The organism is Schaalia cardiffensis (assembly GCF_016405145.1).
Lineage (GTDB): Bacteria > Actinomycetota > Actinomycetes > Actinomycetales > Actinomycetaceae > Pauljensenia > Pauljensenia cardiffensis.
The window spans coordinates 1-21,862 of record NZ_JAEKIA010000003.1 but is presented as its reverse complement, the minus strand read 5'-3'; the positions used below and the strand labels follow the sequence as shown (position 1 = coordinate 21,862).

Sequence of the window (21,862 nt, the reverse complement as noted above, 5' to 3'; positions counted from 1 at the left end):
GCTCTGGAGCCTCTTCCTCGGGATCAGTCCCATTGCTCCTCGGGACGACCTTCTTCAGCCCACAGGGTGTGGAAGGTTCCCGGCTTGTCGATGCGCTGATAGGTGTGCGCGCCGAAGAAGTCGCGCTGCCCTTGAATGAGCGCGGCCGGAAGACGCTCAGCGCGAATCTGATCGAAGTACGACAGGGAGGATGCAAACACGGGGATCGGCACTCCGGATGTGGCCGCGAGCGCAACGATCCGACGCAAAGAGGGCAGGCAGTGCTCGAAGCGCTGTGCGAAAGGAGGGGCGGCGAGTAGGAGGGGAAGTTCAGGATCCGCCTCGTAGGCGGAGGCGATGTCGTCGAGGAATCCCGCCCGGATGATGCATCCTGCTCTCCAGATCCGTGCGATCGCGGCCTTGTCGATGCTCCACTCATGAACCTGGGCTCCAGCGGTGATCTCGTCGAATCCTTGCGAATAGGCCACGAGTTTCGAGGCGAACAAGGCGCGGCGCACATCGTCGATGAAAGTATCGGGCTCACTGATCGTCAGTGGGAGTGCTGCGGCGTCAAGACCGCGGGCAGCCTCACGCTGAGGAGTGGCGCAAGATGCTCCGCGCGCGAATGTCGCCTCCCCGATTCCCGTCACGGGCACGGCCAGATCCAGTGCCGTTTGTACCGTCCACTTGCCTGTGCCCTTCTGGGAGGCCTGGTCGACGATGACATCGACGAGGGCGCAGCCGCTATGAGAGTCATTTTGACGCAGGACCTCGGCGGTGATTTCGATGAGATAGGAGTCGAGTTCGCCCTCGTTCCATGTTGAGAACACCTCGGCGATTTGCGCGGGGCTCAGGCCCAGTCCCTTGCGAAGAAGGTCATAGGCTTCGGCGATGACCTGCATGTCGGCGTATTCGATGCCGTTGTGGACCATTTTCACGAAGTGGCCTGCGCCGTCGGCTCCGACGTGGGCGCAGCAGGGTTCGCCCTCGTAGTGGGCGCTGATCTTTTCGAACATGGGGCCCAGGCGCGTGTAGGACTCAATCGTGCCTCCGGGCATGATCGAGGGTCCCCATAGGGCACCTTCTTCACCTCCGGAGACTCCTGCGCCAACGAAGTGGAGGCCGAGTTCGCGGGCGCGGCGCTCGCGTCGGATCGTGTCGGAGAAGAGGGAGTTGCCGCAGTCGACGATGATGTCGCCTTCTTCCATGCGCAAGGCGAGCTGCTCCATGACGATGTCCGTGTCCGGGCCGGCCTTCACCATGATGATCGCGACGCGCGGGCGGGAAAGGGAGGCGACGAAGTCGTCGAGTTCGCTCGCAGGGACGAAGACGCCTTCTGAGCCGTCGCCGTGCGCGGCCATGAGCCTTTCGGTTCGCGCGGGAGTTCTGTTGAAGATCGCGGTTGCGTAGCCGTTGCGAGCGAGATTGCGGGCGAGGTTCGCTCCCATCACTCCCAGTCCGAAGACTCCGATATCAGCTGAGGCTGGTTGTGGGGTGAATGCGCTCATGCGTGTTGCTCCTCGGTTTCGGCTTGTCACCACCCTACGGCCGAGGTCACCCTCGCGCAGCACGGCCCGGGTCTTGTGGTCCGCGCGCCTGTATCTTCCACGGTCTTCTCTCGCCAACCCTCCTTGCTTCTCCCCCGTCACATACCCCACGGCCCAAGAGTCGGTGGGAAGACGAAGATGGGTAAGCCTTCATCACCTGGACCACCCCGACTCAAAATGTGGCGGGAGCGCAAAAGTGGGACTAGGCCCATTGCCTGGCCCGTGGCCCGAGAAGTGGCGGGAGCGAGAATCGTGAGCGTGCAAAGGTGCGGTAGTCCTCATTATCCCGAGGTGCGGTAGTCCTCATTATCTCGAGGTGCACTGGTCCTCGTGGAGGCGGACTCTCACTGACACTGCAAGACTGAAAGTGTTTCCCCTCAGATTTCACGCATCACTGAAAATTCTTCCCTCAGACTGCAGATATCACTGCAAATTTGACACTGTGAGTTTCAGTCTTGGGCGCCGTTTTTCACATGTTCAGGAGCCTGAGCCGCGCGCTTCGCCTTCGCCGCAGCCTTCTTCTGGCGCTTCTGGGCGACCATCGCCTCCCAGTGCGCCTGCTGCTCCTCGTACTCGCGAGCAATCTCTCGTACCTCCTCCGAAGACCACCACTCGAGGAGAGCCTCACGGGCCGCTTCCTTCCCCATCGGCCCCTTCTCCATACGCATGCCCATGAGGAACTCAAGCGCCATCTTCACCGCGCGTGAGGGACGAAGGCCCAGGATCTCCATGACTTCCTGACCGTCAAGATCAGGTCGGATCGCATCCAGCTCCTCTTGCTCGCGCAGGGTCGCGATCCGGGATTCGAGGTCGTCGTAAGCGGCGGAGAGCATATTCGCCTTACGTCGGTTGCGGGTCGTGCAATCGGCGCGAGTGAGGCGGTGGAGACGTTCGAGGAGCTCACCGGCGTCAGCGACATAACGACGCACCGCTGAATCCGTCCACGCGGATTCCCCGTACCCATGGAAACGCAAATGCAGGGCGACAAGAGTCGACACGGCCTCAGTCGTGGCCTTATCGAACTTGAGGGCCTTCATGCGCTTGCGCGTGAGTTTCGCACCGACGATCTCATGATGGTGGAAGGACACTGTGCCGTTCGGCTCGAAGCGCCGAGTCATCGGCTTGCCCACATCATGCATGATCGCCGCGAAACGCAAGATGAAGTCGGGGGCGGGGACGGGCCCGTCCTCGTCTGTCTCAAGATCCATGGCCTGCTCGAGGACGGTGAGCGTGTGCTCGTACACATCCTTATGGCGCCTGTGCTCATCGACTGTGGACACCAGTTCAGACAATTCGGGAAGAACGATCTGACACACACCAGTGTGGACCATGAGTTCGAGGCCGCGACGCGGGTAGGGCGAGACGATGAGACGCTCCAATTCGGTGCGTATCCGCTCCGCTGACACGATCTGCAGTCGCGGGGCCATCACCTCCATCGCCTCCATGACATCGAGGTCGACATCAATGCCGAGCTGAGCCGTGAAACGTGCAGCCCTCATGATGCGCAAGGGGTCATCATCGAAGGACTGCTCGGCGGTGACGGGGGTGCGCAGACGAGCCTTAGCCAAGTCCTCAAGACCATGATGCGGATCCACTAGGACCATCCCCGGCAAGCGCATGGCCATGGCGTTCACCGTGAAATCGCGGCGCGTGAGGTCCCCTTCAAGGGTGTCTCCGAAAACGACCTCGGGCTTGCGCGAGCCGACCTCGTAGGAGTCACTGCGGTAGGTCGTCACCTCGACGACCAGGTCTTTCTTTCGCCCGCCGATCGTGCCGAACTCTTTGCCGATGTCCCATACTGCCGCACCCCACTGCGCCAGGAGCTCCTCGGTGCGTTCAGGCTTTGCTGAAGTCGTCAGGTCGAAATCGTTCGGCGTAACACCGAGGAAGGCATCGCGAACGGGACCTCCGACTAGGGCGATCTCTTCGCCTGCGGCCTCGAAAACGCGGCCGAGGTCGAAGATCTCCTCCGGCAATGCGCCAAAGGTTCGCTGCGCATTCGCCAGCAGTGTCGGAATATCTAAGTCGAGGGGAACGTGGTTTTTCGGGCTCATCACCTCTCAGGATGCCATGACCTGATGCCCGCAGGCCACGAGCTCGAGGGCGAATGGAGCATGAAGTCACCCACTGCCCGTACACGAATTCCTCAATTGCCCCTAAGTGGGAGTATCGGGAACGAGGGCGAGAGAGTGCCTCAACGGCCAGAGCTGGCGCCACTCGAAGCGGGAGCATTTAGCGCTGGTCGAGGTGGGAGTATGAGCTAGGAGGGCGAGAGGCGCCTGAGGAGACGCGCACCCGAGGACACACTCGAAGCCTCATCTCGTCTGCGTCTCCCTGATCGAAGCATCCCACAGGGGCGTGGCGAATCCGACTCGGCGCAGGAACAGCGTGCTGAGGTGACGGAATGCTCCGAACGGGCGTGGCGAATCCGACTTGGCGTGGGCAAAGCGCCTCCCTGCCTCTCGCCGACTAGAGTGGACTCATGCCTGCCAGACCGACGAACTTTCGACAGGGGGTTCCCAGCCCCCCGCGTCGTCGTCCCTCTTCGCACGCATCCCACTCTCATTCGCCTCACCTTCCCGTTTCTTCCGAGACTTCAGCAGGAGGCATCGTCGTCGATGTCGTTGACGGGATCCCCTACGCCGCCTTGATCGCCCGGCGCAACCGCGCAGGCCGGATTGAATGGTGCTTGCCAAAAGGCCACCTCGAAGCGGGTGAAACTCCCGAGCAGGCCGCCCTGCGCGAGGTCGCCGAAGAGACCGGTATTCATGGAAGGATCATCCGTCACCTCGCGAGCATCGACTACTGGTTCTCCGGAGCAGACCACCGCGTCCACAAGGTTGTCCACCACTATCTGATGGGCTACGAGTCCGGTCTCATCACCGTTGAGCACGACCCGGATCACGAGGCCGAGGAAGCCGCCTGGATTCCTTTGAAGGACAGCTCCCATCGACTCGCATACCCCAATGAGAGGCGAATCGTGGCGATCGCCCTCGACCTTTTGTATCGGGGACTGTAAATGCGGCGCGCTCGTCCTGCTCTCATCACAGTGCTGATCTCCATGAGCCTGCTCATCATCAGCGTGTTCGCTCCAGCGCCCGCCCTCGCCGATGAAGAGGCGTCCCTGCCAGGGGTCTCGGATCCTCAATCGCGCCCCTCACTTTTTGCGAAAGCCTCCTCATCTCATGGCATTGAAGTGTCGATCAATTCACTCTCGCCGAGAGTGATGAAAAACAATGAGGACCTGGTCATCTCGGGTGCCTTGAGAAACACTTCAGGACGCACCCTCACAACTCCCGCGATCCTCGTATCCATGTCGACGACACCCCCCTCGTCCGTGATGGATCTCGAAGAGGAACTCGATGTGGATGCGCAGATCGGGTCGACGATCAGTGCGACGAATCTTGAAATGAACCTTGAGGCGGACGCTTCTCATCGTTTCGAACTACGTATTTCCGCTGAGAACTTGCCTTTCGACGACGAATCCGCGTGGGGTCCGCGGGCCCTCACCGTTGAGGTCTTCTCAGATGGCGCTTCGGGCCGGGATGCAACGATCGCACTTTGGGACTCCGGGGCTGATTTCGCTCCCTCGCGCCTCAGCGCTCTTATTCCTTGGACTTCGGTCAACACTGAGGGAGAGGAGGAGGAACGCCGCGCAGCGCTTGCCATCGCCTCAATCCCGGGGGCGACTCTCGCGATGGATGCTGCGCTCCTACCCTCCCTTCCTCAAAAGGATGAGGAGATAACTGAGCAGAAGACTCGTGAGAAGGTGAAAACCGATGAGGCTTTCCTCCGCTCCCTTCTCACCCCCGGTCGTGAGATCGTTGCCCTGCCGAGGGGGGACGCCGACCCGGGAACTGTCACTCTGGCGGGGAATTCAGAGTTGAGCACGCGCTTGACAGAATCGATTGAAAGCTTCCCTGCATCTATCGCGGAGCTGCGCAAACTTTCGGCCAAGAACTCCGATGACGAGGCCTCCCCCGAAGGCTCGCAAAGCTCTCAGTCCGGGGCGCAATCCTCCTCTTCCTCTGATTCCAGCGAATCACAAGGAGGCAACGTCAACGCAAACGGCCAGGGCAACGGAGTGCACAACGACAAGCAGATGCCCCCCGCTTCTCCTTCACAGGATTCGCAGGACACCGAGGACGAGGACGCGGCTCCGGCTTCAATCATTCGTCATGTCGCCTGGCCCTCTGCCTACACCTTCGGGACCTGGCAACTCGAAGCCGCGAAGAATGGGGTGAGCATCGCACCACTCGGGCGACTCGAACCCGATGAGGACTTGGACTTCACCTCACTTGCCCTCGCAGAAGTGGACACGACCACAGGGGAAATCTCCATGAGAGGGGCGAGTGAGCAGAGCGCGAGGGTCCTCATCCCAAACGTTTCACTCTCGCAGATCCTCGATTGGCAAACGACGAACACTGCCGATGAGCTTGATGCCGAACAGGCCCTCCAGGCGATCACCGCGATCATCGCCCATGATCGTCCGTCTTCTTCGCGAACCGTGTTCCTCACCTCCGATCGTTCCACCGCTCCGAACGCGGATCTTGCGGTCAGGGTCCGTGCTCTTTTCGACTCGCCGTGGGTAACGGGAATCAGCTTTTCAGATATCGCGGAGTCTGAGCCGACCGACGTGGAACGCATGATCGTTGAGCCGGGTGCACTGTCCTGGGAGGGAGCTACAGCCGTTTCCACTCTGAGCGACGCCCTCATCTCGGCGTATTCTTTCGCGAATGCGACGAGCGACCCGAAGGAAGCTCTTGCGGAGATCGAGGGTGAGATCCTCCCAGTCATCTCAGCACGATTCTCACCCGACGAGCAGCTCACCGCAGCCTCCCAGTTCTCTGCGAGAGTCTCGGGTTTGCGTTCACGTGTCGCCACAGAACCTGCGGGGGCCGTGAACCTCATCAACAAGTCCGCGGATTTTCCCGTGCGGGTCCGTAATGATCTGCCTTTGGATGTCACCGTGAAGGTGACTCTCCTGCCCTCCGATGCGCGACTGAGGATCGCCCACTCCTCTGAAGTGACGCTCCTCGCAGGCGCAGTCTCGACCGTCACTGTTCCCGTTGAAGCTATCGGTTCAGGCGATGTGGAAGTGACGTATCGGATTACGACTCCCGATGGTTCGGTCCTTGAGGATTCACGGAAGGTCCTCGTGCGTTTGCGCGCAGGCTGGGAGGATGCGATCACGATCAGCGCAGCGGCAGCTTTCGCCCTCCTCTTCATCTTTGGCCTTGTGAGAACACTTCGTCAACGTCTCGACAAGAGAAACGAGGAGAGTACTGCGAGCCCGGGCTCGCCTCAAGCTACCGAAGAGCATGATCCCCTGGAAACCGACTCCACCCCCGACGGGGACTCCAACACAATCGACCAGCAGATGGGAAGCTGATGACCTCTGAAACGGCCCCCGAGCGAAGCCCCTCTGCGAAGCGCTCGTCGATTCTGCGTGCCAGTGCGATCATGGCCTCCGGCACGATGGTGTCGCGCATCCTCGGGTTCGTCCGTTCGATCATGCTGCTCGCCGCGATCGGCGCTGCTGGCGGTGGCGTGTCAGCCGCGTTCCAGACGGCGAACACTTTGCCGAACACGGTGTTCAATCTCCTCGCCTCCGGTGTTTTCGACGCCGTCCTCGTCCCCCAGATCGTGGGCGCCTTGAAGCGCAAGCACGATGGTGAAACCTATGTGAACCGTCTCCTCACTCTCGCAGGGACCCTGCTTTTCATTGTGACGATCCTGTCGATGGTCGCCGCGCCTCTTCTCGTCGTCATCACGGCCGCGGGCTATGACTCGGAGATCCGCACCCTCGCGATCCTTTTCGCGCTTTTGTGCCTGCCGCAGTTGTTCTTCTACGGCTTGTACAACCTGCTCGGTGAGCTGCTCAACGCTCGCCGCGTCTTCGGCCCGTACATGTGGGCGCCGGTCGTCAATAACCTTGTCGGGATTGCGGGCCTGGGCGCTTTCCTTGCGATCTGGGGCAGTTCGGAGGACCGTATTGAGGTCGCGGACTTCACCTCCGCACAGTTCTGGCTTTTGGGAGGTTCGGCGACTCTCGGCGTGATCGCGCAGGCGCTGATCCTTCTCGTGCCGATGAAACGCGCGGGAATCCGTTTCACGCCGGACTTCCACTTCCGCGGCACTCGCTTCGGCTCCACCTCGAAGGTCGCTGGATGGACTTTCGCGACTCTTGGGGTCAGCCAGGTCGGTGTCTTATCGACGAATAACCTGGCGGCCCTCGCGGATGCCTATGCGAAAACCCATGACGGAGTATTCGCGGGGATCAGCGCCTACGCGACGGCTTTCATGATCTTCATGCTCCCCCAGTCGCTCATCACCGTGTCCCTCACGACCGCGATATTCACCCGAATGGCCGAGGCCGTGGCCGATGGCGATGATCGGGGTGTTGCCGCACAGTACACGATGGGCGTCCGCACGATCACCTCGCTGACTCTGCTGGCCGCCGCGATCCTTATCGCGGGTTCGGTTCCGATGACGCAAATGGTTTTGCCCTCCTATTCGAATCAGGAGATCATCGCCGGGTATGCGTGGATCCTTGCGGCACTCATGCCGGGCGTTGCCTCTACGGGCATGGTCCTCATGAGCCAGAGAGTCTTCTTCGCCTACGAGGATGTGAAACCTGTGTTCCTCATGGGCATCGGTCCGACGATCATTCAGGTGATCGTCGGCTGGGGCATGTATTTCATGACGGGCGCCACCTGGTGGGTTGTCGGCGCCGCCCTCGGTGAAACGGCATGCCGCCTCGTGCAGGGTGTCATCGCCGTGGCTTGGGTGTCGAAGCGCAACGCATTCGTCGACAAGGCGTCACTGCTGCGCTCGTACTCCTCCTTCTTCGCTTCCGCTCTTATCGCCGGTTTGCTCGCGTTTGGGGCTTTGTGGGCTGTGGGCGTTCACACGATCGTGGAATCGACCTCGGCGCGCATCGGCATTGCGAGCGGGAAGATGCTTCTCGTGACCCTGATCGCCTCCTTCGGATATCTGATCGCGCTTCGCTTCATCGCCCCAGGTGAGTCGGCTCGCACGATCGCCCCATTGCTCGCCCGCTTCAAGGTTCCCAACGGGGTGCGCATCCTCCTCGCCGCGCCGCTTCAGACGAGTCCGAGGAAGGTCGAGGATAATGGCTGACGACCACCGCAACGACATTGGGGGATTCATGGACGAGGACGCGATGCACAGCGCAGGGGAAGGCTCCTGCCCTGAAGAACCCCTGCCGAGCTTTGAACAGGTCCTCCACTCTTTAGAAGATGAAGTGAAGGAGTCTTCTTCTCCTGTGCACGAGGGGATTGAGGAGGCTGCTTCTCCTGCGTCAAAGAAGGAGGCGTGGGCCTCGACAGTGGTCTCCAGCGCTTCTGCTTGGACATCAAAGATGCGCGAGAAGATCGTGTCGGCGAAGGACTCGCTTCGCTCCTCGCAACTGGACAAGCCTGCTGAGGATCTTCCCCAGCCTCCACCTCCACCCGACTCCTCGCTTCCCCCGATGCCGCCCGCCCCCGAGGATGGGGGAGCTGAGATGCAAGGAGCGAACTCGCAGGCTGGGACCGCAGATGGAGACCCGCTCTCCCCTCCCGACACTGCCCCTGCCCATCCCACCACTGCCCCTCCCCACCCCGCCAGCGCCCCTGCCGGAGGAGACGAGGAAAACGCTTCCAGCGGCGCCACAACGAAGGGCACTGGTATCCCAGCTCCGATTGCGCAAGAGCCCGTCCAAGAAGAGAAGTTCGAGGAGCCCATGGTCTTCGAGACAGAATCTGGCAGCAAGGATCCCTCGAAGGGGCAGTCCTCGAAACGCCACAACACGACCCCCACGCTGATTTCCGGTGCCCTCGAAGAGACGAGCGCCATCCCGACCATCGCAGGTGCGTCGGGTGGCTCTTCGAAGATTCCCGGGCAGGGACATTTAATCGACCCGACGAAACCGACCCTCATTTTTGCCGTTGTTCTCACCATCCTTGCCGCGTTCTGGTCCTTCACCACAGCCTTCGCACCCGTGAACAGTATTGATTTCGCACAGTCGCTCGCCGATGCTCAATCGGCGGCTCATGGCGCTGGGGACGGCTCGGAGGAAGATGGCGATTCTGCAGAGGGACTCGCTCCGAAGATCAGCTCCGTTTCGGTCCTGTCCTGGTCGGACGATCAGGGGGATCACCCCGAGCAGGCCGTCGCGATGATTGACGGCGACTCCTCGACCTCTTGGCATTCGCGCTGGTTCGAGAACAATCAGTTCCTTGACGAATCTGCTGTGACTCTTGTTGTGAAGCTTGAACGCACTGCGACAGTCTCATCCGTGACCCTTGAGATGGATCCTTCGACTTCGGGCGGACAACTTGTCGTGCGCAATGTCACTGACCCTTCGAATCCTCGGAACGGAACACAACTCACGACTTCAGCGTTGTCTCCTTCAACGGAGATTAAGCTCCCCCAGCCCGTTGAGACCTCGATGCTCGCATTGTCCTTCAGGTCCATGCCGACCTCGGTCGACGGGAACGAGTGGGCGTGGGTCTCTGAACTGTCCGTCCAATAGTCCCTGCAGGCAGGCACTTTTTCTCAGGTGCCCGCCCCTCAGGTAGTCCGCCTTCAGGCGGAGAAAGGGATTGATATGTCCTTCAATCTCGTTCCCGGTCTTGTCACCGCGCCCGTCGTTGAGCCCTCTGAAGAGGCCTCGCTTCCCGCGCCTCGTCCCTCCTCCGAACTCCCCGAGGGCGCGAAGGTCCACGATGTCATCATCGTGGGCTCTGGCCCAGCGGGCTACACGGCTGCGATCTACACGGCGCGTGCGGGCTTGAATCCGCTTGTCCTCGCGGGTGCTATTAGCGCGGGCGGTGCCCTCATGAACACGACTGAGGTTGAGAACTTCCCGGGCTTCCCCGAAGGTGTTCAGGGGCCCGAACTCATGGACAAGATGCGCGAGCAGGCCGAGAAGTTCGGTGCTGAGATCCGCTACGAGGATGTCACCGCCGTGAACCTTTCGGGGGATGTGAAGGTCCTCGCCCTTGATGATGAGCTCCTGTATGCGCGCTCCGTGATCCTCGCGACCGGTTCCGAGTACCGTCATATGAATGTCGAGGGCGAGGATCGCCTGTCTGGCCGCGGCGTCTCCTATTGCGCGACCTGCGATGGCTTCTTCTTCAAAGACAAGGTTCTCGCGGTGATCGGCGGAGGCGACTCTGCGATGGAGGAGGCGACCTTCCTGACGAATTTCGCCTCGAAGGTCATTGTTGTGCACCGCCGTGATGCGCTGCGCGCTTCGAAGTCGATGGCGGATCGGGCGATGGCGAATCCGAAGATCGAGTTCGAGTGGAACGCGGTTGTCGATGAGGTTCTCGGTGACGAGGCCGTGACGGGCCTGCGTTTGCAGTCGACTGTGGATGAGTCGATGCGCGAGATCGGCGTTGATGGCGTGTTCGTCGCGATCGGCCACCTGCCGCGTACGGGTTTCCTCGCCGAGGATGTCGCCTTGGACGAGGCCGGGTACATCACAGTTGAGGAGCCTTCGACCCGCACGAGCGTTGAAGGTGTTTTCGCCTGTGGTGACGCCGTTGATCACAGCTACCGTCAGGCGATCACGGCGGCGGGTTCCGGTTGCCGCGCGGCCCTTGATGCGGAGCGTTGGCTGGCGGCTTTGAACGATTGAGTTCTTTCGGCTCCACCGGGGAGTCGGCTTCAGGGCTTTGACCTCTTGGGTGCCTTGGAGGTGCCCGCGAAGCGTCGCGCTGCATCTCGCCGCATTTTTTGAAGGGCGGTGGCTCCGGGCGAGGAGGAGGGTAAAGGCGAAAGCAGGGCCAACGGCCACGGCTTGTGAAGACGAGGGCAAACGGCCATTGCTTGCGAAGACGAGTAGTTGTGCAGACGAATGGTTGTGAGGATTACTGGTCATGAGCTGGAATCCGCCGCTTTCGTAGCGGCGCGATACCCTGGCACGCATGACGACTCTGCCTTCGCCGCGCGATCCTTGCCCCTGCTGCTCGGGCGCGTCGTTTGGAGGGTGCTGTTCTCCGATCCTCGCAGGTGAGGCGGCGCCGAGCGCCCTCGCCCTCATGAGGTCACGGTATTCGGCGTATGTGCTTGGCGACGAGGATCACCTGTTCCGCTCCTGGCATCCGAAGACGAGGCCGGCCCCGCCCTTTTGTGATCCGAAGATTGAGTGGCTCGGCTTGCAGATCGTGGACCTCAGCGGGGGTGGCGAGAACGATTCAGAGGGGATTGTCGAGTTCATCGCCTCGTGGCGCTCTTTCGCCAAATCTGTGGATTCTTCCCGGGTTGTGCCGGCTTCCGGGGCTTTGCAGGGTACCGCCGGGACCGCATCCTCAGCTTCCGGTGCTGCCTTTTCGCCCGCCGAATCCGACTCCTCGGCTTCGGGAAAGGGCTCTTCACCTTCAGATAACGAGCCCCCGTTCGATCCTGTCTTCTCCTCCTTTGCTGTGGAGTCGATGCGCGAGCGCTCGCGCTTCCTTCGTCGCGCGGGCAGATGGGTCTACGTCGATGGGGATGTCCGATGAACGAGACAGAAGAGCAGTGCCCGGACTCTGCGGAGTCCTTCGCTGTCCCGGCGAGCACGACCACTCCCCGCTTTTTCCTTTGGGGAATCCTCATGCTGCTGACCGTCCCCTTATTCGGTTTCGTCGTTCATTTTCCCCAAGTCGCCCATCTCGACCGGAGCATCCTGGATGCGCTGGTCGCCGTGCGTACTCCTGCACTGACACAGGTGATGCTGGTTGTGACGAATGTGTTCGCACCACTGCTTGCGGTTTCGTGGACGATCGTCTTAGGTTGTGTGATTCGTGTGCTCAGCGGTTCTTGGCGGGAAGGATTCGTCATTCCTGCGGCGATGGTGTCCTCCTCGGCGATCACTGCGCTCATCAAGGAGTTCATCGAACGCATCCGCCCAGCCATTCCCGAGCGCCTCGTTGTGGAAGGTTCCTACTCCTTCCCTTCCGGGCATACAACTGCTGTCGCTGCGGCCTGTGTTGCGGGGGTGATCCTCATACTTCGTCACCTTGGGAATCGTCTTCCGAACGACGAGGGCGGGCCCGTCCCCAGGCTCAAGGGCCGAGTGATCACAGGCTTCGTCATTGCGGGCGCGATCGCTCTGATCGTCCTCATTGCTTTCACGCGCCTGTATCTGGGGGCGCATTGGTTTTCCGATGTGGTCGCGGGTGCCTTAGTCGGGACGGCGTCCTCACTTATCGTCGCGGAACTGCTTGTGGGCAACACCTGAATCGGGAGGAGCGAATCTCATGCTCTTTCCTCCTTGCCACACCTCCGCACCCCAGCCTTTCACTACCCCCACCCCGGCTCAAGCCTCTCAACGCCCCGCATCCTGACCTCGACATTTCAGCAGCCCGGAACCCCAGCTTCGGCCTTTCCCCAAACCCACACCGGTTCCCTAGCCTCGGTTTTTCCCGCATCCGCACCCACACCCCCGGCCTTTCACCGCACCCGTCCCCCGGCCCTCGGCCTTTCACCACGCTCACAGCCCGCCCTCGGCGATAGGCTGAAGAATCAACCCGGCCGAGGAAGATCGGAGACACCGTGGCTGCGAACGAAGACATCGTCGACTACGTGGAACGCTCCCTCACGCCCATCGCGGCCGAAGATTTCACACCCGTGGATTCGCTGATCCTGTCCTGGGCTTCCTACTTCCGCATCCTGCCCGACCTTCCCGAAGCGGCCACCGAAAGAGGCGTCGAGCTTCGCGATCTCCTGCGCGCCGAGTGCTTTCCCCGTTTCTTCTGGACCGTGTGGGACCCGGAGAAGTGCAAGCGGCTCCTCTTCGCAATGGCGGCGAGCCCACGCTTCCGCTCGATCCGCCAATGCTTTTGCGTTGACGATATTGACGATGCGGAGCAGAAGCAGTTCGCCGCCTGCGCCTACGTCCTCGGCCCCGATCTTCTGTATGTCGCCTTCCGTGGGACCGACCGGACCCTGGTCGGGTGGAAGGAAGACTTCAATATGACTTTCGCGGCACCCGTGCCCGCCCAGGAATGCGCCGCCGACTACCTCACGGCCCTCGCGTCAAGGACGGATGCGAAGCTCCTGGTCGGAGGTCATTCGAAGGGCGGGAATCTCGCAATCTATGCGGCAGCTCGCAATGCCGAGCTGCTGGGCGATCGACTTCTTCGCGTCTACTCCCACGACGGACCGGGCTTTGTGCCGGAGATCCTCGCCGAACCGGGGTTTCGCGCGATCGAGGAGCGCGTCGACAGGACCGTTCCGCAGTCTTCGATCGTCGGGATGTTCCTCGACCAGTCCTATGCGTACACGGTCGTGAAGTCCACGAATCTGGGACCTCTCCAGCATGATCCCTTCTCCTGGGTCGTGGAGGGGAAGGATTTTGCGAGGGCGAACGGGCTGAGCTTCGATGCGCGCCGCATTGATGCGATCCTCTCGTCCTGGCTCCTCGACCATTCTCCCGAGCAGCGCGAGCTCCTCGTCGACGCGATCTATTCGATCATTACGCTTCCCGAGGTCGAAACCGTCACCGATCTCGTGGAGTCCTGGCAGCAGAGCATCCCGGCAGTCCGGGATCGCATTGCCGCCCTCGATCCAGAGGTGCGGGCCGCGATCCTCGACATGCTGAAGAGTCTTGCGACCTCGGGCCTGCGTGGCTCGGGGCGGAAGAAGGAACAGCGGGCACACGAGGGGCTAGCGATAGCTCGTCGCCAGGGTCGCGAAGAGAAAAGTCATTCACACGCATCTAATGAGTCCTGAGCTGGGAATAGAGTCGGGCGATACCGAGTGAGCAGTGCAGCGGTGAAGCTGCCCAGGGCGGAGGCACGGGTGCGCGGATCGGAAACGAGGACACGCAGCGCAGAGACGAGGACGCGTGGCTCAGCGGTGGGGGTGTGCAGATCAGAAATGAGAGCGTGCAGGGTGGCGGTGAGGGTGTGCTGGGCGGTGGTGAGGGTAGGCAGAGCGTGGGTGCGCAGAGCGGAAATGTGGGTGTGCGGGGTGGAGAGGTGAACCCGAGGTATGTACCCGCTCATACGTCTCCTGAGGTCAGTGTCTCTTCCGAAGCCAATGCTTCTGCTCGCTCGGGTGTTTCTTGCGACGCTAAGGTCTTGTCCTTCTCCATGAAGAGGGCGTCGCTTCAGCCTCGCGGGGTGCCTGGTGCTTTCGCGAAGCCTCCGGTGATCACGGGTGAAAGTGTTTCCTTCCTCCAGAAGTAAGCGCGCTTCCCGACTATTTGTGGTGTGGGTATGTGTCTGGTGGTGTGGTGGTGTGGTGTGGTTATTTGTCGGAGGGGATGAGGTTGATTGTCGCTCTAAGGATTGTGATGGGGGTAGAGGCTTCCGTACTGGTCAGGGCGTTGGCGAGGTAGGCGCTGCGCCCAGAAGGGTAGGTGATGGTCGCATTCCATGTTGTTGTCAGGGTGATGATGCGCCCGGGTGATGTTTGGGTGTAGACGTGGTTGAGGGTTTGAACAGGATAGGGAGCCGACGGGTCGGTGGTTTCTAGGGTGGGGGAGCCATCTCCGAAGTCGTAGGAGAAGTGTGAGGCTTCCAAAGCGATGGAGATTGCTTGGCCAAAGAGGCTGAGTGTGGTGTTTTGTGTGGGTGAGGTGACGTGCACGAGGGTGGGTAGTCCGACGAGGGCGTTTGTTTTGGGTTGCCAGGCAAGCCCTGCACCATTGATGGTGTGTTGGGCGTGCGCGTAGTTGATGATCTGGCGGGGGGGGAGAGGGATTCAACGCTGGGAGTAGTACTCGTGGCAGGGTCAGAGTCTGGGGTTTCGCTTGTTTGGGGGTGTTCGAGTCCGAGGATGATTCGGCATTGTTGAAGAAGGATCGGCCCGTTTGCGGCGTGGGCGAGGCACTCTTCAAGAGCCCGATTCCACTCATCCGCCGAAGAAACATCCACCTCAATGCCATCACCCACACTGAAAACAGGACCCTGCACAGCGGGGGTGGAATCGGGTACAGGGGTCGCTTGATAGTGTCGAACGTTTCCCTCGGCGGAGATTTCATCGCCTTGTCCCCATACGTTGAGATTAATTCCGTCGTTTGCATATGCCACTGAAGGTGAGAAAACAATCCATGCGAGACTCACGACTATCGCGAGATGCTGGGGCTTGGGGATTCTGCTCATTGCGTCACTCAGATTCATCCAGGATTCTTCCTGCGGCCACTTTCCAATCGGAGCCGGTCCAATGAATGAAGAGCTCCATCGTGTTCCGAGCTGCAGGATTGTGGTTGAGGCGTCCGGAAGCAAAGAAGTCGAATTCGCTGGTCTCGACGACCTGAGAGACGGCATATGAGTTCGCGTATTCACTTCCCTTAGGAGTGCTCTCGTCAATGGGAGCGTTGAGTGTCTTCTCTGTGACGGTGAGTCTCATTCCGTTCACCCATCCGCCTTGCTCGTAGAGAGTCTGTATCTGCTCGATCGTTGACTGACAGAAGGTGCAGCGCTCTTCGGAAAAGTCGCTTAGTGGTTGTGTGTCCCCCGTGGTCCACGCGTATTCGACGAGTTCAACGAACTGGTATGCGGCTTGAGCTGCTCCGATTTCGTTGAACTGCAAAGCCGCCTTGTCCATCGTCGGCACTGAGGGAGTGACATGCGGTTTCCTCAGGGTGCCGTCCTCGTTGAGGATGTAATCGCCCGACATCACGACATCGGCGGACTGTGCGGCAGACTCTGACTGAGCACCGCTGGGTGAGACTAGCGAGCAGCCAGAGAGCATCGCGAGGCCCGAGAACACCAAGACGAACACAAGCAGCCGGGCAGCGTGGAATGAGCGTGTCATCTTTACACGCTAAAGCAGCCACCAGAGAAACTCCACCACTTCCCACAAGCTGTGGACAGAAACGAAAACTCGGACTCTCAGGCAGTTGCCGTGGACCTGTGGCTACTCGCTCCTCCAATTTGATGGTGTAGTCGCGGTGTAGGCTCGCCTGTTTCGAAAAGAGAATGGGAATAGGAGGAGCAAACGCACAACACCCTTGAGCAGGTGAGGTCAACGCACTTCTTCTTCAATCGCTTGATGTCAGGTTCGAACTGCGAGGCGTGCTCCGGACGCAACACGTGGGCACTTCAGATGTCGAGCGCGTCGAGCCTCTCCTCGGCGTCGGCATAGCGAGATGTGCCGCGCAGCGATTCTCCTGGCTTTCGCGAGTGCAGCACGCGATTCCCGATTTAGCTCGCCGTAACTCTAGGTGAAGGATCCTGTTTTCACGCACGATTTGCCGATAAAACGCCCGAGTGACCGAAGACAGATCGAACCCGAAGTCCTCAGCGATCGTTGCAGTACGCTTCTTCGTTTCATCATCCACATGTACAGTCCACCGTGCTCATCGGTTCCTCTTTGTACGACAGTGTGGATTCAGCGCTTGACATTTGAAAGAGCTGTCGTGCGGTCACAAGAAGTAGAGCCAATGGACGACATGCGCTACTGCGGTGTGTCGTCCACTACACGAAGTGGACGATCCATCATTCCTGAAATCGGCGACCCGCCGTCTCACGAATCGGAACGATTGGGACTCCGTGTTCCCACCGCAGGCTCCAACTCGATCTTCTCCCTTGCCCAATGCTCGAGGAGCCAGCGGTCGTGGCTCGCGACGAGGAGCGTGCCGTTCCATTCGGCGAGAGCCTTTTCCAGGGCTTCGATCGAATCGAGGTCGAGGTAGTTCGTCGGCTCGTCGACAATAAGGATTTCGGGAGCTGCGGCCACAGCAAGGGCGAGCTGAACGCGCCGCTGATTCCCCGCCGAGAGCTCACCGACCGGGCGGGCCCACATCGAGGGGTGGAGGATTCCCGCACCGATTTCGCCGATGCCCGACTCCCAGGTCTTGGCATCCAGGCCGGGGTCACCCATTTCGGGGAGCCGCTGGGGGACGAGGGCGAGTCGCCCGTCGAGGTCGATGGAGCCGGTCGAATCGGCGGTCGGAGCAGTGCCTCTTGCGATCCACCGCAGGAGCGTCGATTTGCCGGCGCCGTTCGGGCCGGTGAGGAGCAGGTGCTCGCCCGTGCGCACGTCGAAAGTGATGGGCGCGAGTCTGCCGGGAACGGTTGCGTGTCGGATCGCGACAGCGACGGAAGCGTTCGCCTCCCTGACTGGCGGCAGGTCCATTGAGAGGAGGTATTCGCGGGGCTTGCGGACCTCGCGCGACTCCAGGGCCTCCATCTTCCTGTCGTCGTTTCGGGTCCTGCGCGTCATCGTCTTTGAGGCTCGGTCTGCGAAGAATTTCCTTTGGGAGGGTGTTGCCTCTTTGAGTCGGATCCCACCCTTCTGAATGTCCTCGGCGGAACGCCGGTGCACGCGGATTAACTTCTTCTCCTCCTGCTGGGCGGCGTGGAGCTTGGCATGTCCGGCGCGAGCCTTCGCCTTGCGCTCGAGGTAGTCGGCGTAGCCTCCTGCGCAGCGGTGCACGCCCGCAAGCGGAGCCTGACCGGTCGCAGTGAGGAGCGCCTGCCAGGGTGCGGTGTCGAGGTCGAGGAGGACGGTCGCGGTCTCATCGATGAAGGCGCGGTCGTGGCTCGCGAATAGGATCGGCCCCTCGAAGGCTTTGAGGAGGGCCGACAGGTACCGGGCCGCTTCGGCGTCGAGATGGTTCGTCGGCTCGTCGAGGACGAGGACGGAGGGCGAGGCGAGGAGGGTGGCGGCGAGTTCGAGTCGACCTCGCTGGCCGGGGGACAGGGTCGCAAGATCACGGGCTCGCCCCGTTTTTCCGGCGATGATGGAAAGGCCGAGACCGGCGAGGGTCGTTTCGATGCGAACGTCGAGGCTCCACGCCTCGGCAGTCTCCATGTGAACGAGGAGCTCGTCGAACTCACGGCTGAGGCGCCGTTCCTCGGCCGGGGACGGACCTGAGGCGAGCGCCGCGTTCACCTCCTCGAATCGTGCGGAGAGCGCGCGGATCGGCGCGGTCGCCGCATCGAGGCAGTCTCCGACGGTACCGGTCATCGCGTGGACGTCCGGGGCGCGTCGCAGGCCCGCGGCCCCGCCCTTGATTCCCGTGATCTCAGCGCTGCCGCACCTGGGGACGAGGTCGCCGGTGACGAGAGAGAGGAGAGTCGACTTGCCGCAGCCGTTCGGCCCGATGAGACACGCGCGCTCCCCGTTGACGACGGAAAAGGACACGGCCTCAAGAAGGGGGTCAGCGGTGTAGGAGAAGGTGAGGTCAGTCAGGGTGATCGCGGGCACGGGTGCTCCTGGGTGCATCGATGCGGACGGGGAAGGTGTCGGACTGGGCCGAGGGGATTCACGCGATCATGCCGTCACGGTAGCACGCGTGCTCATCGAACCCAGCCCCGTGTCGAAGCGTCGGGGCTTCCGCTCGATGAGATCGGAGAGATCATGGCGAACCGTGGTGATCCTGAGGGTCTGCGCATCACCACGTCCAATCATCGCGAGCGCCTGTCCTGCGAGCGTGCACGGCTGGATGAGATGAGCGCAGCGTTCGACCGTATGAACACCTACTTTCAGGACTCCACGATGATCATCAACGTCCGCCGTATGCACATGCCCGTCATGACCATCGCATCCCTTCGCCGCATCCTTCTGTCTGACGCCGAAGAGGGCGAGTTATGGCAGGAAATCGGCCCACTCATGTCGAAAAGCGGAATTCTCCATGCCCGACCACGACGAGGGTCTCAGCGGGGCGTCTCAGCATTCTTAGGCGCGTCCGGGATGATCCGCATGGAAACCTTCCCTGTCATTCACTCCGATCATGGGCCCAATGCGGTAATGGGAACGACGCAGACGCCGTCCGCTCGCTTGTAGCCGTGTCGGTCATGGTCGATCTTGGCGGCCATGCGTAACAGGGAGGCAGCGGCTTCATCTGCAGCGTTCTCCCCCAGTTTGACCTCAATGCCAGCCCACGTACCGTCGGGAAGCTCGAGGACGATATCGACTTTCGCACCGGTCCGAGAGTCACGCCAAGATGAGAGCGCCGCTCCGAGCGGTTGTGAATAGACCCGAAGGTCTCGGGCGACGAGTGATTCGAAGTGCAGTCCCGCCGCTTCGAGGTCTTTCGACAACTCGTCAACTCCCAGACCGAGTGCCGATGCCCCGAGCGAAGGATCCACGAAGTGATTGACCGGTGTTGTGCGGAGTCGGGTTCGAGATCTCATGTGCGGCTGCCAGGCTGGAATCGCTTCGACCAGCATCAGTCTGTCCAAAGCGTCGAGGTAGTTGGACAGCGTTTCTGATGCGACCGCTCCCCGTGGCCCTCCCCACATCGCGGGTTAGGGCCGTAAGGTTGAGCGGCGTCGCCGCGGATCGTCCCAGAGAGGTCAGGAGTCTTTCGATGTTGGCGGGATTCCTACGCAGTCCCATTCCAGGCACATCGACCTCGGCGACATTGCGAAGGTAGTCGCGCAACCAAGTTCGGGCTGCACGTTCAGTAGCGTCCAGAAGATCCGGCCAACCACCAATAACGATTCGTTCAAGCAGATTATGAATTGTCAGCCGCTCTGCCCGTCCACTCGGATCCTCACCAATCAGAAATCTCTTAAGGCTGATCTGTCCACTGGAGTGTCGTGTCTCGAACAGACTCATCGGCCGCATTCGGAGGCGCCCGATCCGGTCGGCCCCTGAGTGCATGCGTGCGTTGTCCCGTGGGCGCGCAGAGCCCGTCAGGATCTAGAGCCCCTTTCCTTCATGGTCATCCACGGCACGACGCACGAGATTCCACAACTCTGGGACCTCCTGCCATTCATCGAAGACAATCGGCGGAGTCTCCATGAACAGTTGCTCGGGCTGGATCTGAGCGGTGGCACGGGCGGCACGGTCTATATCCATCCGAAGGACGGTCTTCGCTACGCGTTGCGCTGTTCTCGTCTATCCGCCGGCCTTCGGTCCGTTGATCAGTACGGCACCAGTTGCCGACATCCGCTGCTGCAACTCGCTGTCTGCCACGCGAGATCGATAATCCGCCATATTTGAAATCTAAGATTCGCCATCTCCAGAGAAGTAGGGCTGTTCAAACAGCGATGAACATAAGCGAGTTCGTTATCGCCAGAGATTCTGACTGCGCCAGTCTTTAGAGAAACCCATCGTGCTCTGCGCGCTCAGACCAAGCGCTTCAACCGACTGAGGAAAGGTTGCCATGCCATCAACGAAGCGGGCAGGTCAGGAAGTCTTCGGGTCAAACGCTCTCAGAAGGTAGGCGGAGGTAGCCGCATGGAAACACACGCGGTGGTCCACCGGCGCTTTCGTGGAAGCTTGGAGGTGTGCAAGAAGATTTGGGAACTCCAACATGGCAAGGTTGAGTCGATCCGACTGGAAGACAGCCTTACGATTCCACACGCGATCGCCATGGGCACAGTGATTGCGCAACACATTCAAGGCTCGCAGCCACCCTCAGAGGACCTCCTGGTTTTTCACGCTCAGCTCGCGAACGATCCTGCGCTGGTCCGTAGGAGCCACGAGATCCAGGAGACTGACCAGGCAGCCCATCGTCATGAACTCCGTTGCTACCCAGATGGGAACCTCGCTGTCGTAACCTTCAACGAAGTTAAGGACAAACTCCTGCGTGCCGAACTTAGCCGTGCGTCGCTGCTTGCCGTATTCTGTGGCTACAAAGCCCCAACCGAGTAGTACGGTCTACAGCAAATCCGAGGAACAACACTCAAATCAAGGCCGCTGTCCGAATACCTTGGTTACGGTTGATGATTGCTTGACATAGTCCGCCGCATCAGGAGCAATCATCTTGAAGACTTCCATTAGGCTCTCATGAATAATGTCCGGCTCCTGACTAGGTTTCTTCCACCGATCGAAAATCGGTTCATGGTGAGCAATCCGGTTTCTTACATCATTGATGTCGCCAATGATCATGTCGATAGTGGCACGGTCGGTTCGCAGTGGGTACGCGTGATGGAGATACGGAACCCATACGGTCTTCTCATGTGATGCAGAAGTTAGGTGTCTCCAAAAACCGAAGCTCAACTCTGCCATCACCTTCCCTGCTGTCGCCTTTGCACCACCACACTTCCGTATCGCGTCGTCAACGGCACGACGATTCCGATAGTTCACGTCGCTTCCGCGCTTGAGACCCGATCTATCCTTCTTGATCCTCCAGATCGGCATCACCGCCGGTGAATTAGAATCCAGCAACCAATGAACACCGCCTGACCAGCGTGTTCCTATAGCTGCGTCGTAGGCATTCCGCAGCGCGATTTCAAAGTGTGCGATGTCGTGCATGAGTGCTTGACCAAGAGCGACATTCCAGGGATACCGGCAAGGAAGTGTGGCATCGACCCGGACTTTTCGTTGATCTGACCGCGTAAAGTCGCGTTCCCCATAGGGGTGGGGCCTATATGAGCGGGTGAGTGTTGACAAGCGCCCCAAGTGCCCGATCTGCCGAGCGCCGATGAACGCGAACG

18 protein-coding genes and 1 pseudogene are annotated in these 21,862 nt (G+C 60.6%); 9 read left to right on the top strand and 10 right to left on the bottom strand.

Features of this window, described 5'->3' with window-relative positions; translation table 11 throughout:
- Positions 1 to 23 precede the first annotated feature (23 nt).
- Entirely contained in the window at positions 24 to 1,487 is a 1,464-nt protein-coding gene (gene gndA, locus JFX23_RS02415; RefSeq protein ID WP_198775571.1) for an NADP-dependent phosphogluconate dehydrogenase, read from the bottom strand.
- 488 nt (positions 1,488 to 1,975) lie between these two features.
- Positions 1,976 to 3,580 (bottom strand): CCA tRNA nucleotidyltransferase, encoded by a 1,605-nt coding sequence (locus JFX23_RS02410; protein ID WP_198775570.1) that lies wholly within the window; start codon positions 3,578 to 3,580, stop codon positions 1,976 to 1,978.
- A 428-nt stretch (positions 3,581 to 4,008) separates the two neighbouring features.
- Here JFX23_RS02410 and JFX23_RS02405 point away from each other — a divergent pair, with 428 nt between their 5' ends.
- The 8 genes from JFX23_RS02405 (at position 4,009) to JFX23_RS02370 (ending at position 14,252) form a co-directional block, all read left to right on the top strand.
- Entirely contained in the window at positions 4,009 to 4,545 is a 537-nt protein-coding gene (locus tag JFX23_RS02405) for an NUDIX hydrolase (protein ID WP_005962825.1), read from the top strand.
- Positions 4,546 to 6,918: a DUF6049 family protein gene (locus tag JFX23_RS02400; RefSeq protein WP_198775569.1), complete on the top strand. Its 2,373-nt coding sequence runs from the start codon at positions 4,546 to 4,548 to the stop codon at positions 6,916 to 6,918. It begins immediately after the preceding gene.
- Positions 6,918 to 8,669 carry a murein biosynthesis integral membrane protein MurJ gene (gene murJ / locus JFX23_RS02395; RefSeq protein WP_198775568.1) on the top strand — a complete coding sequence of 584 codons (1,752 nt, stop codon included), beginning with the start codon at positions 6,918 to 6,920 and terminating at the stop codon, positions 8,667 to 8,669. Before JFX23_RS02400 ends, murJ begins: the two co-directional genes overlap by 1 nt.
- On the top strand, positions 8,662 to 10,065 hold the full coding sequence (locus JFX23_RS02390) for a hypothetical protein (RefSeq protein ID WP_198775567.1): 1,404 nt from the start codon (positions 8,662 to 8,664) through the stop codon (positions 10,063 to 10,065). Before murJ ends, JFX23_RS02390 begins: the two co-directional genes overlap by 8 nt.
- Positions 10,066 to 10,140: 75 nt before the next feature.
- Positions 10,141 to 11,175, top strand: coding sequence for a thioredoxin-disulfide reductase (gene trxB / locus JFX23_RS02385; protein WP_198775566.1), 1,035 nt, complete (start codon positions 10,141 to 10,143; stop codon positions 11,173 to 11,175).
- A gap of 289 nt (positions 11,176 to 11,464) precedes the next feature.
- Entirely contained in the window at positions 11,465 to 12,040 is a 576-nt protein-coding gene (locus JFX23_RS02380) for a YchJ family protein (RefSeq protein ID WP_198775565.1), read from the top strand.
- Positions 12,037 to 12,759 (top strand): phosphatase PAP2 family protein, encoded by a 723-nt coding sequence (locus JFX23_RS02375; protein ID WP_198775564.1) that lies wholly within the window; start codon positions 12,037 to 12,039, stop codon positions 12,757 to 12,759. Before JFX23_RS02380 ends, JFX23_RS02375 begins: the two co-directional genes overlap by 4 nt.
- Positions 12,760 to 13,073: 314 nt before the next feature.
- Positions 13,074 to 14,252: an Mbeg1-like protein gene (locus JFX23_RS02370; RefSeq protein WP_198775563.1), complete on the top strand. Its 1,179-nt coding sequence runs from the start codon at positions 13,074 to 13,076 to the stop codon at positions 14,250 to 14,252.
- On the opposite strand, the gene JFX23_RS02365 is transcribed toward JFX23_RS02370, so the two are convergent.
- The 4 genes from JFX23_RS02365 to JFX23_RS02350 all read right to left on the bottom strand — a co-directional run bounded on the left by JFX23_RS02365 (position 14,225) and on the right by JFX23_RS02350 (position 18,680).
- Entirely contained in the window at positions 14,225 to 14,527 is a 303-nt protein-coding gene (locus JFX23_RS02365) for a hypothetical protein (protein ID WP_198775562.1), read from the bottom strand. The two genes, JFX23_RS02370 and JFX23_RS02365, sit on opposite strands and share 28 nt — an antisense overlap.
- A gap of 244 nt (positions 14,528 to 14,771) precedes the next feature.
- On the bottom strand, positions 14,772 to 15,113 hold the full coding sequence (locus JFX23_RS02360) for a hypothetical protein (RefSeq protein ID WP_198775561.1): 342 nt from the start codon (positions 15,111 to 15,113) through the stop codon (positions 14,772 to 14,774).
- 519 nt (positions 15,114 to 15,632) lie between these two features.
- Entirely contained in the window at positions 15,633 to 16,283 is a 651-nt protein-coding gene (locus JFX23_RS02355; protein WP_198775560.1) for a DUF6318 family protein, read from the bottom strand.
- Positions 16,284 to 16,994: 711 nt separating this feature from the next.
- On the bottom strand, positions 16,995 to 18,680 hold the full coding sequence (locus JFX23_RS02350) for an ABC-F family ATP-binding cassette domain-containing protein (protein WP_198775559.1): 1,686 nt from the start codon (positions 18,678 to 18,680) through the stop codon (positions 16,995 to 16,997).
- 153 nt (positions 18,681 to 18,833) lie between these two features.
- Between JFX23_RS02350 and JFX23_RS02345 the strand changes: the two genes are divergently transcribed.
- Positions 18,834 to 19,259, top strand: a complete 426-nt coding sequence (locus JFX23_RS02345) for a hypothetical protein (protein ID WP_198775558.1) — start codon at positions 18,834 to 18,836, stop codon at positions 19,257 to 19,259.
- On the opposite strand, the gene JFX23_RS02340 is transcribed toward JFX23_RS02345, so the two are convergent.
- From JFX23_RS02340 to JFX23_RS02325, 4 genes and pseudogenes are all read right to left on the bottom strand, one after another.
- The gene (locus tag JFX23_RS02340; RefSeq protein ID WP_416153015.1) at positions 19,205 to 19,717 is read right to left on the bottom strand and encodes a DUF4143 domain-containing protein; all 513 of its coding nucleotides are present in this window, start codon (positions 19,715 to 19,717) and stop codon (positions 19,205 to 19,207) included. The two genes, JFX23_RS02345 and JFX23_RS02340, sit on opposite strands and share 55 nt — an antisense overlap.
- Positions 19,718 to 20,120: 403 nt before the next feature.
- On the bottom strand, positions 20,121 to 20,279 hold the full coding sequence (locus JFX23_RS02335; RefSeq protein ID WP_198775556.1) for a hypothetical protein: 159 nt from the start codon (positions 20,277 to 20,279) through the stop codon (positions 20,121 to 20,123).
- A gap of 561 nt (positions 20,280 to 20,840) precedes the next feature.
- Positions 20,841 to 21,002, bottom strand: a pseudogene (locus JFX23_RS09635) (Abi family protein); the annotation flags it as partial.
- Positions 21,003 to 21,113: 111 nt separating this feature from the next.
- On the bottom strand, positions 21,114 to 21,862 hold a 749-nt coding region (locus JFX23_RS02325; RefSeq protein ID WP_233050505.1), incomplete at its 5' end, for a hypothetical protein.

Coding starts and splice junctions, on each gene's coding strand:
- trxB (WP_198775566.1), top strand. CDS start 10,141: ATGTCCTTCAATCTCGTTCCCGGTCTTGTCACCGCGCCCGTCGTTGAG.
- JFX23_RS02405 (WP_005962825.1), top strand. CDS start 4,009: ATGCCTGCCAGACCGACGAACTTTCGACAGGGGGTTCCCAGCCCCCCG.
- gndA (WP_198775571.1), bottom strand. CDS start 1,487: ATGAGCGCATTCACCCCACAACCAGCCTCAGCTGATATCGGAGTCTTC.
- JFX23_RS02380 (WP_198775565.1), top strand. CDS start 11,465: ATGACGACTCTGCCTTCGCCGCGCGATCCTTGCCCCTGCTGCTCGGGC.
- murJ (WP_198775568.1), top strand. CDS start 6,918: ATGACCTCTGAAACGGCCCCCGAGCGAAGCCCCTCTGCGAAGCGCTCG.
- JFX23_RS02375 (WP_198775564.1), top strand. CDS start 12,037: ATGAACGAGACAGAAGAGCAGTGCCCGGACTCTGCGGAGTCCTTCGCT.
- JFX23_RS02390 (WP_198775567.1), top strand. CDS start 8,662: ATGGCTGACGACCACCGCAACGACATTGGGGGATTCATGGACGAGGAC.
- JFX23_RS02340 (WP_416153015.1), bottom strand. CDS start 19,717: ATGTGGGGAGGGCCACGGGGAGCGGTCGCATCAGAAACGCTGTCCAAC.
- JFX23_RS02410 (WP_198775570.1), bottom strand. CDS start 3,580: ATGAGCCCGAAAAACCACGTTCCCCTCGACTTAGATATTCCGACACTG.
- JFX23_RS02365 (WP_198775562.1), bottom strand. CDS start 14,527: ATGAGCGGGTACATACCTCGGGTTCACCTCTCCACCCCGCACACCCAC.
- JFX23_RS02400 (WP_198775569.1), top strand. CDS start 4,546: ATGCGGCGCGCTCGTCCTGCTCTCATCACAGTGCTGATCTCCATGAGC.
- JFX23_RS02345 (WP_198775558.1), top strand. CDS start 18,834: ATGGCGAACCGTGGTGATCCTGAGGGTCTGCGCATCACCACGTCCAAT.
- JFX23_RS02355 (WP_198775560.1), bottom strand. CDS start 16,283: ATGACACGCTCATTCCACGCTGCCCGGCTGCTTGTGTTCGTCTTGGTG.
- JFX23_RS02335 (WP_198775556.1), bottom strand. CDS start 20,279: ATGGATATAGACCGTGCCGCCCGTGCCACCGCTCAGATCCAGCCCGAG.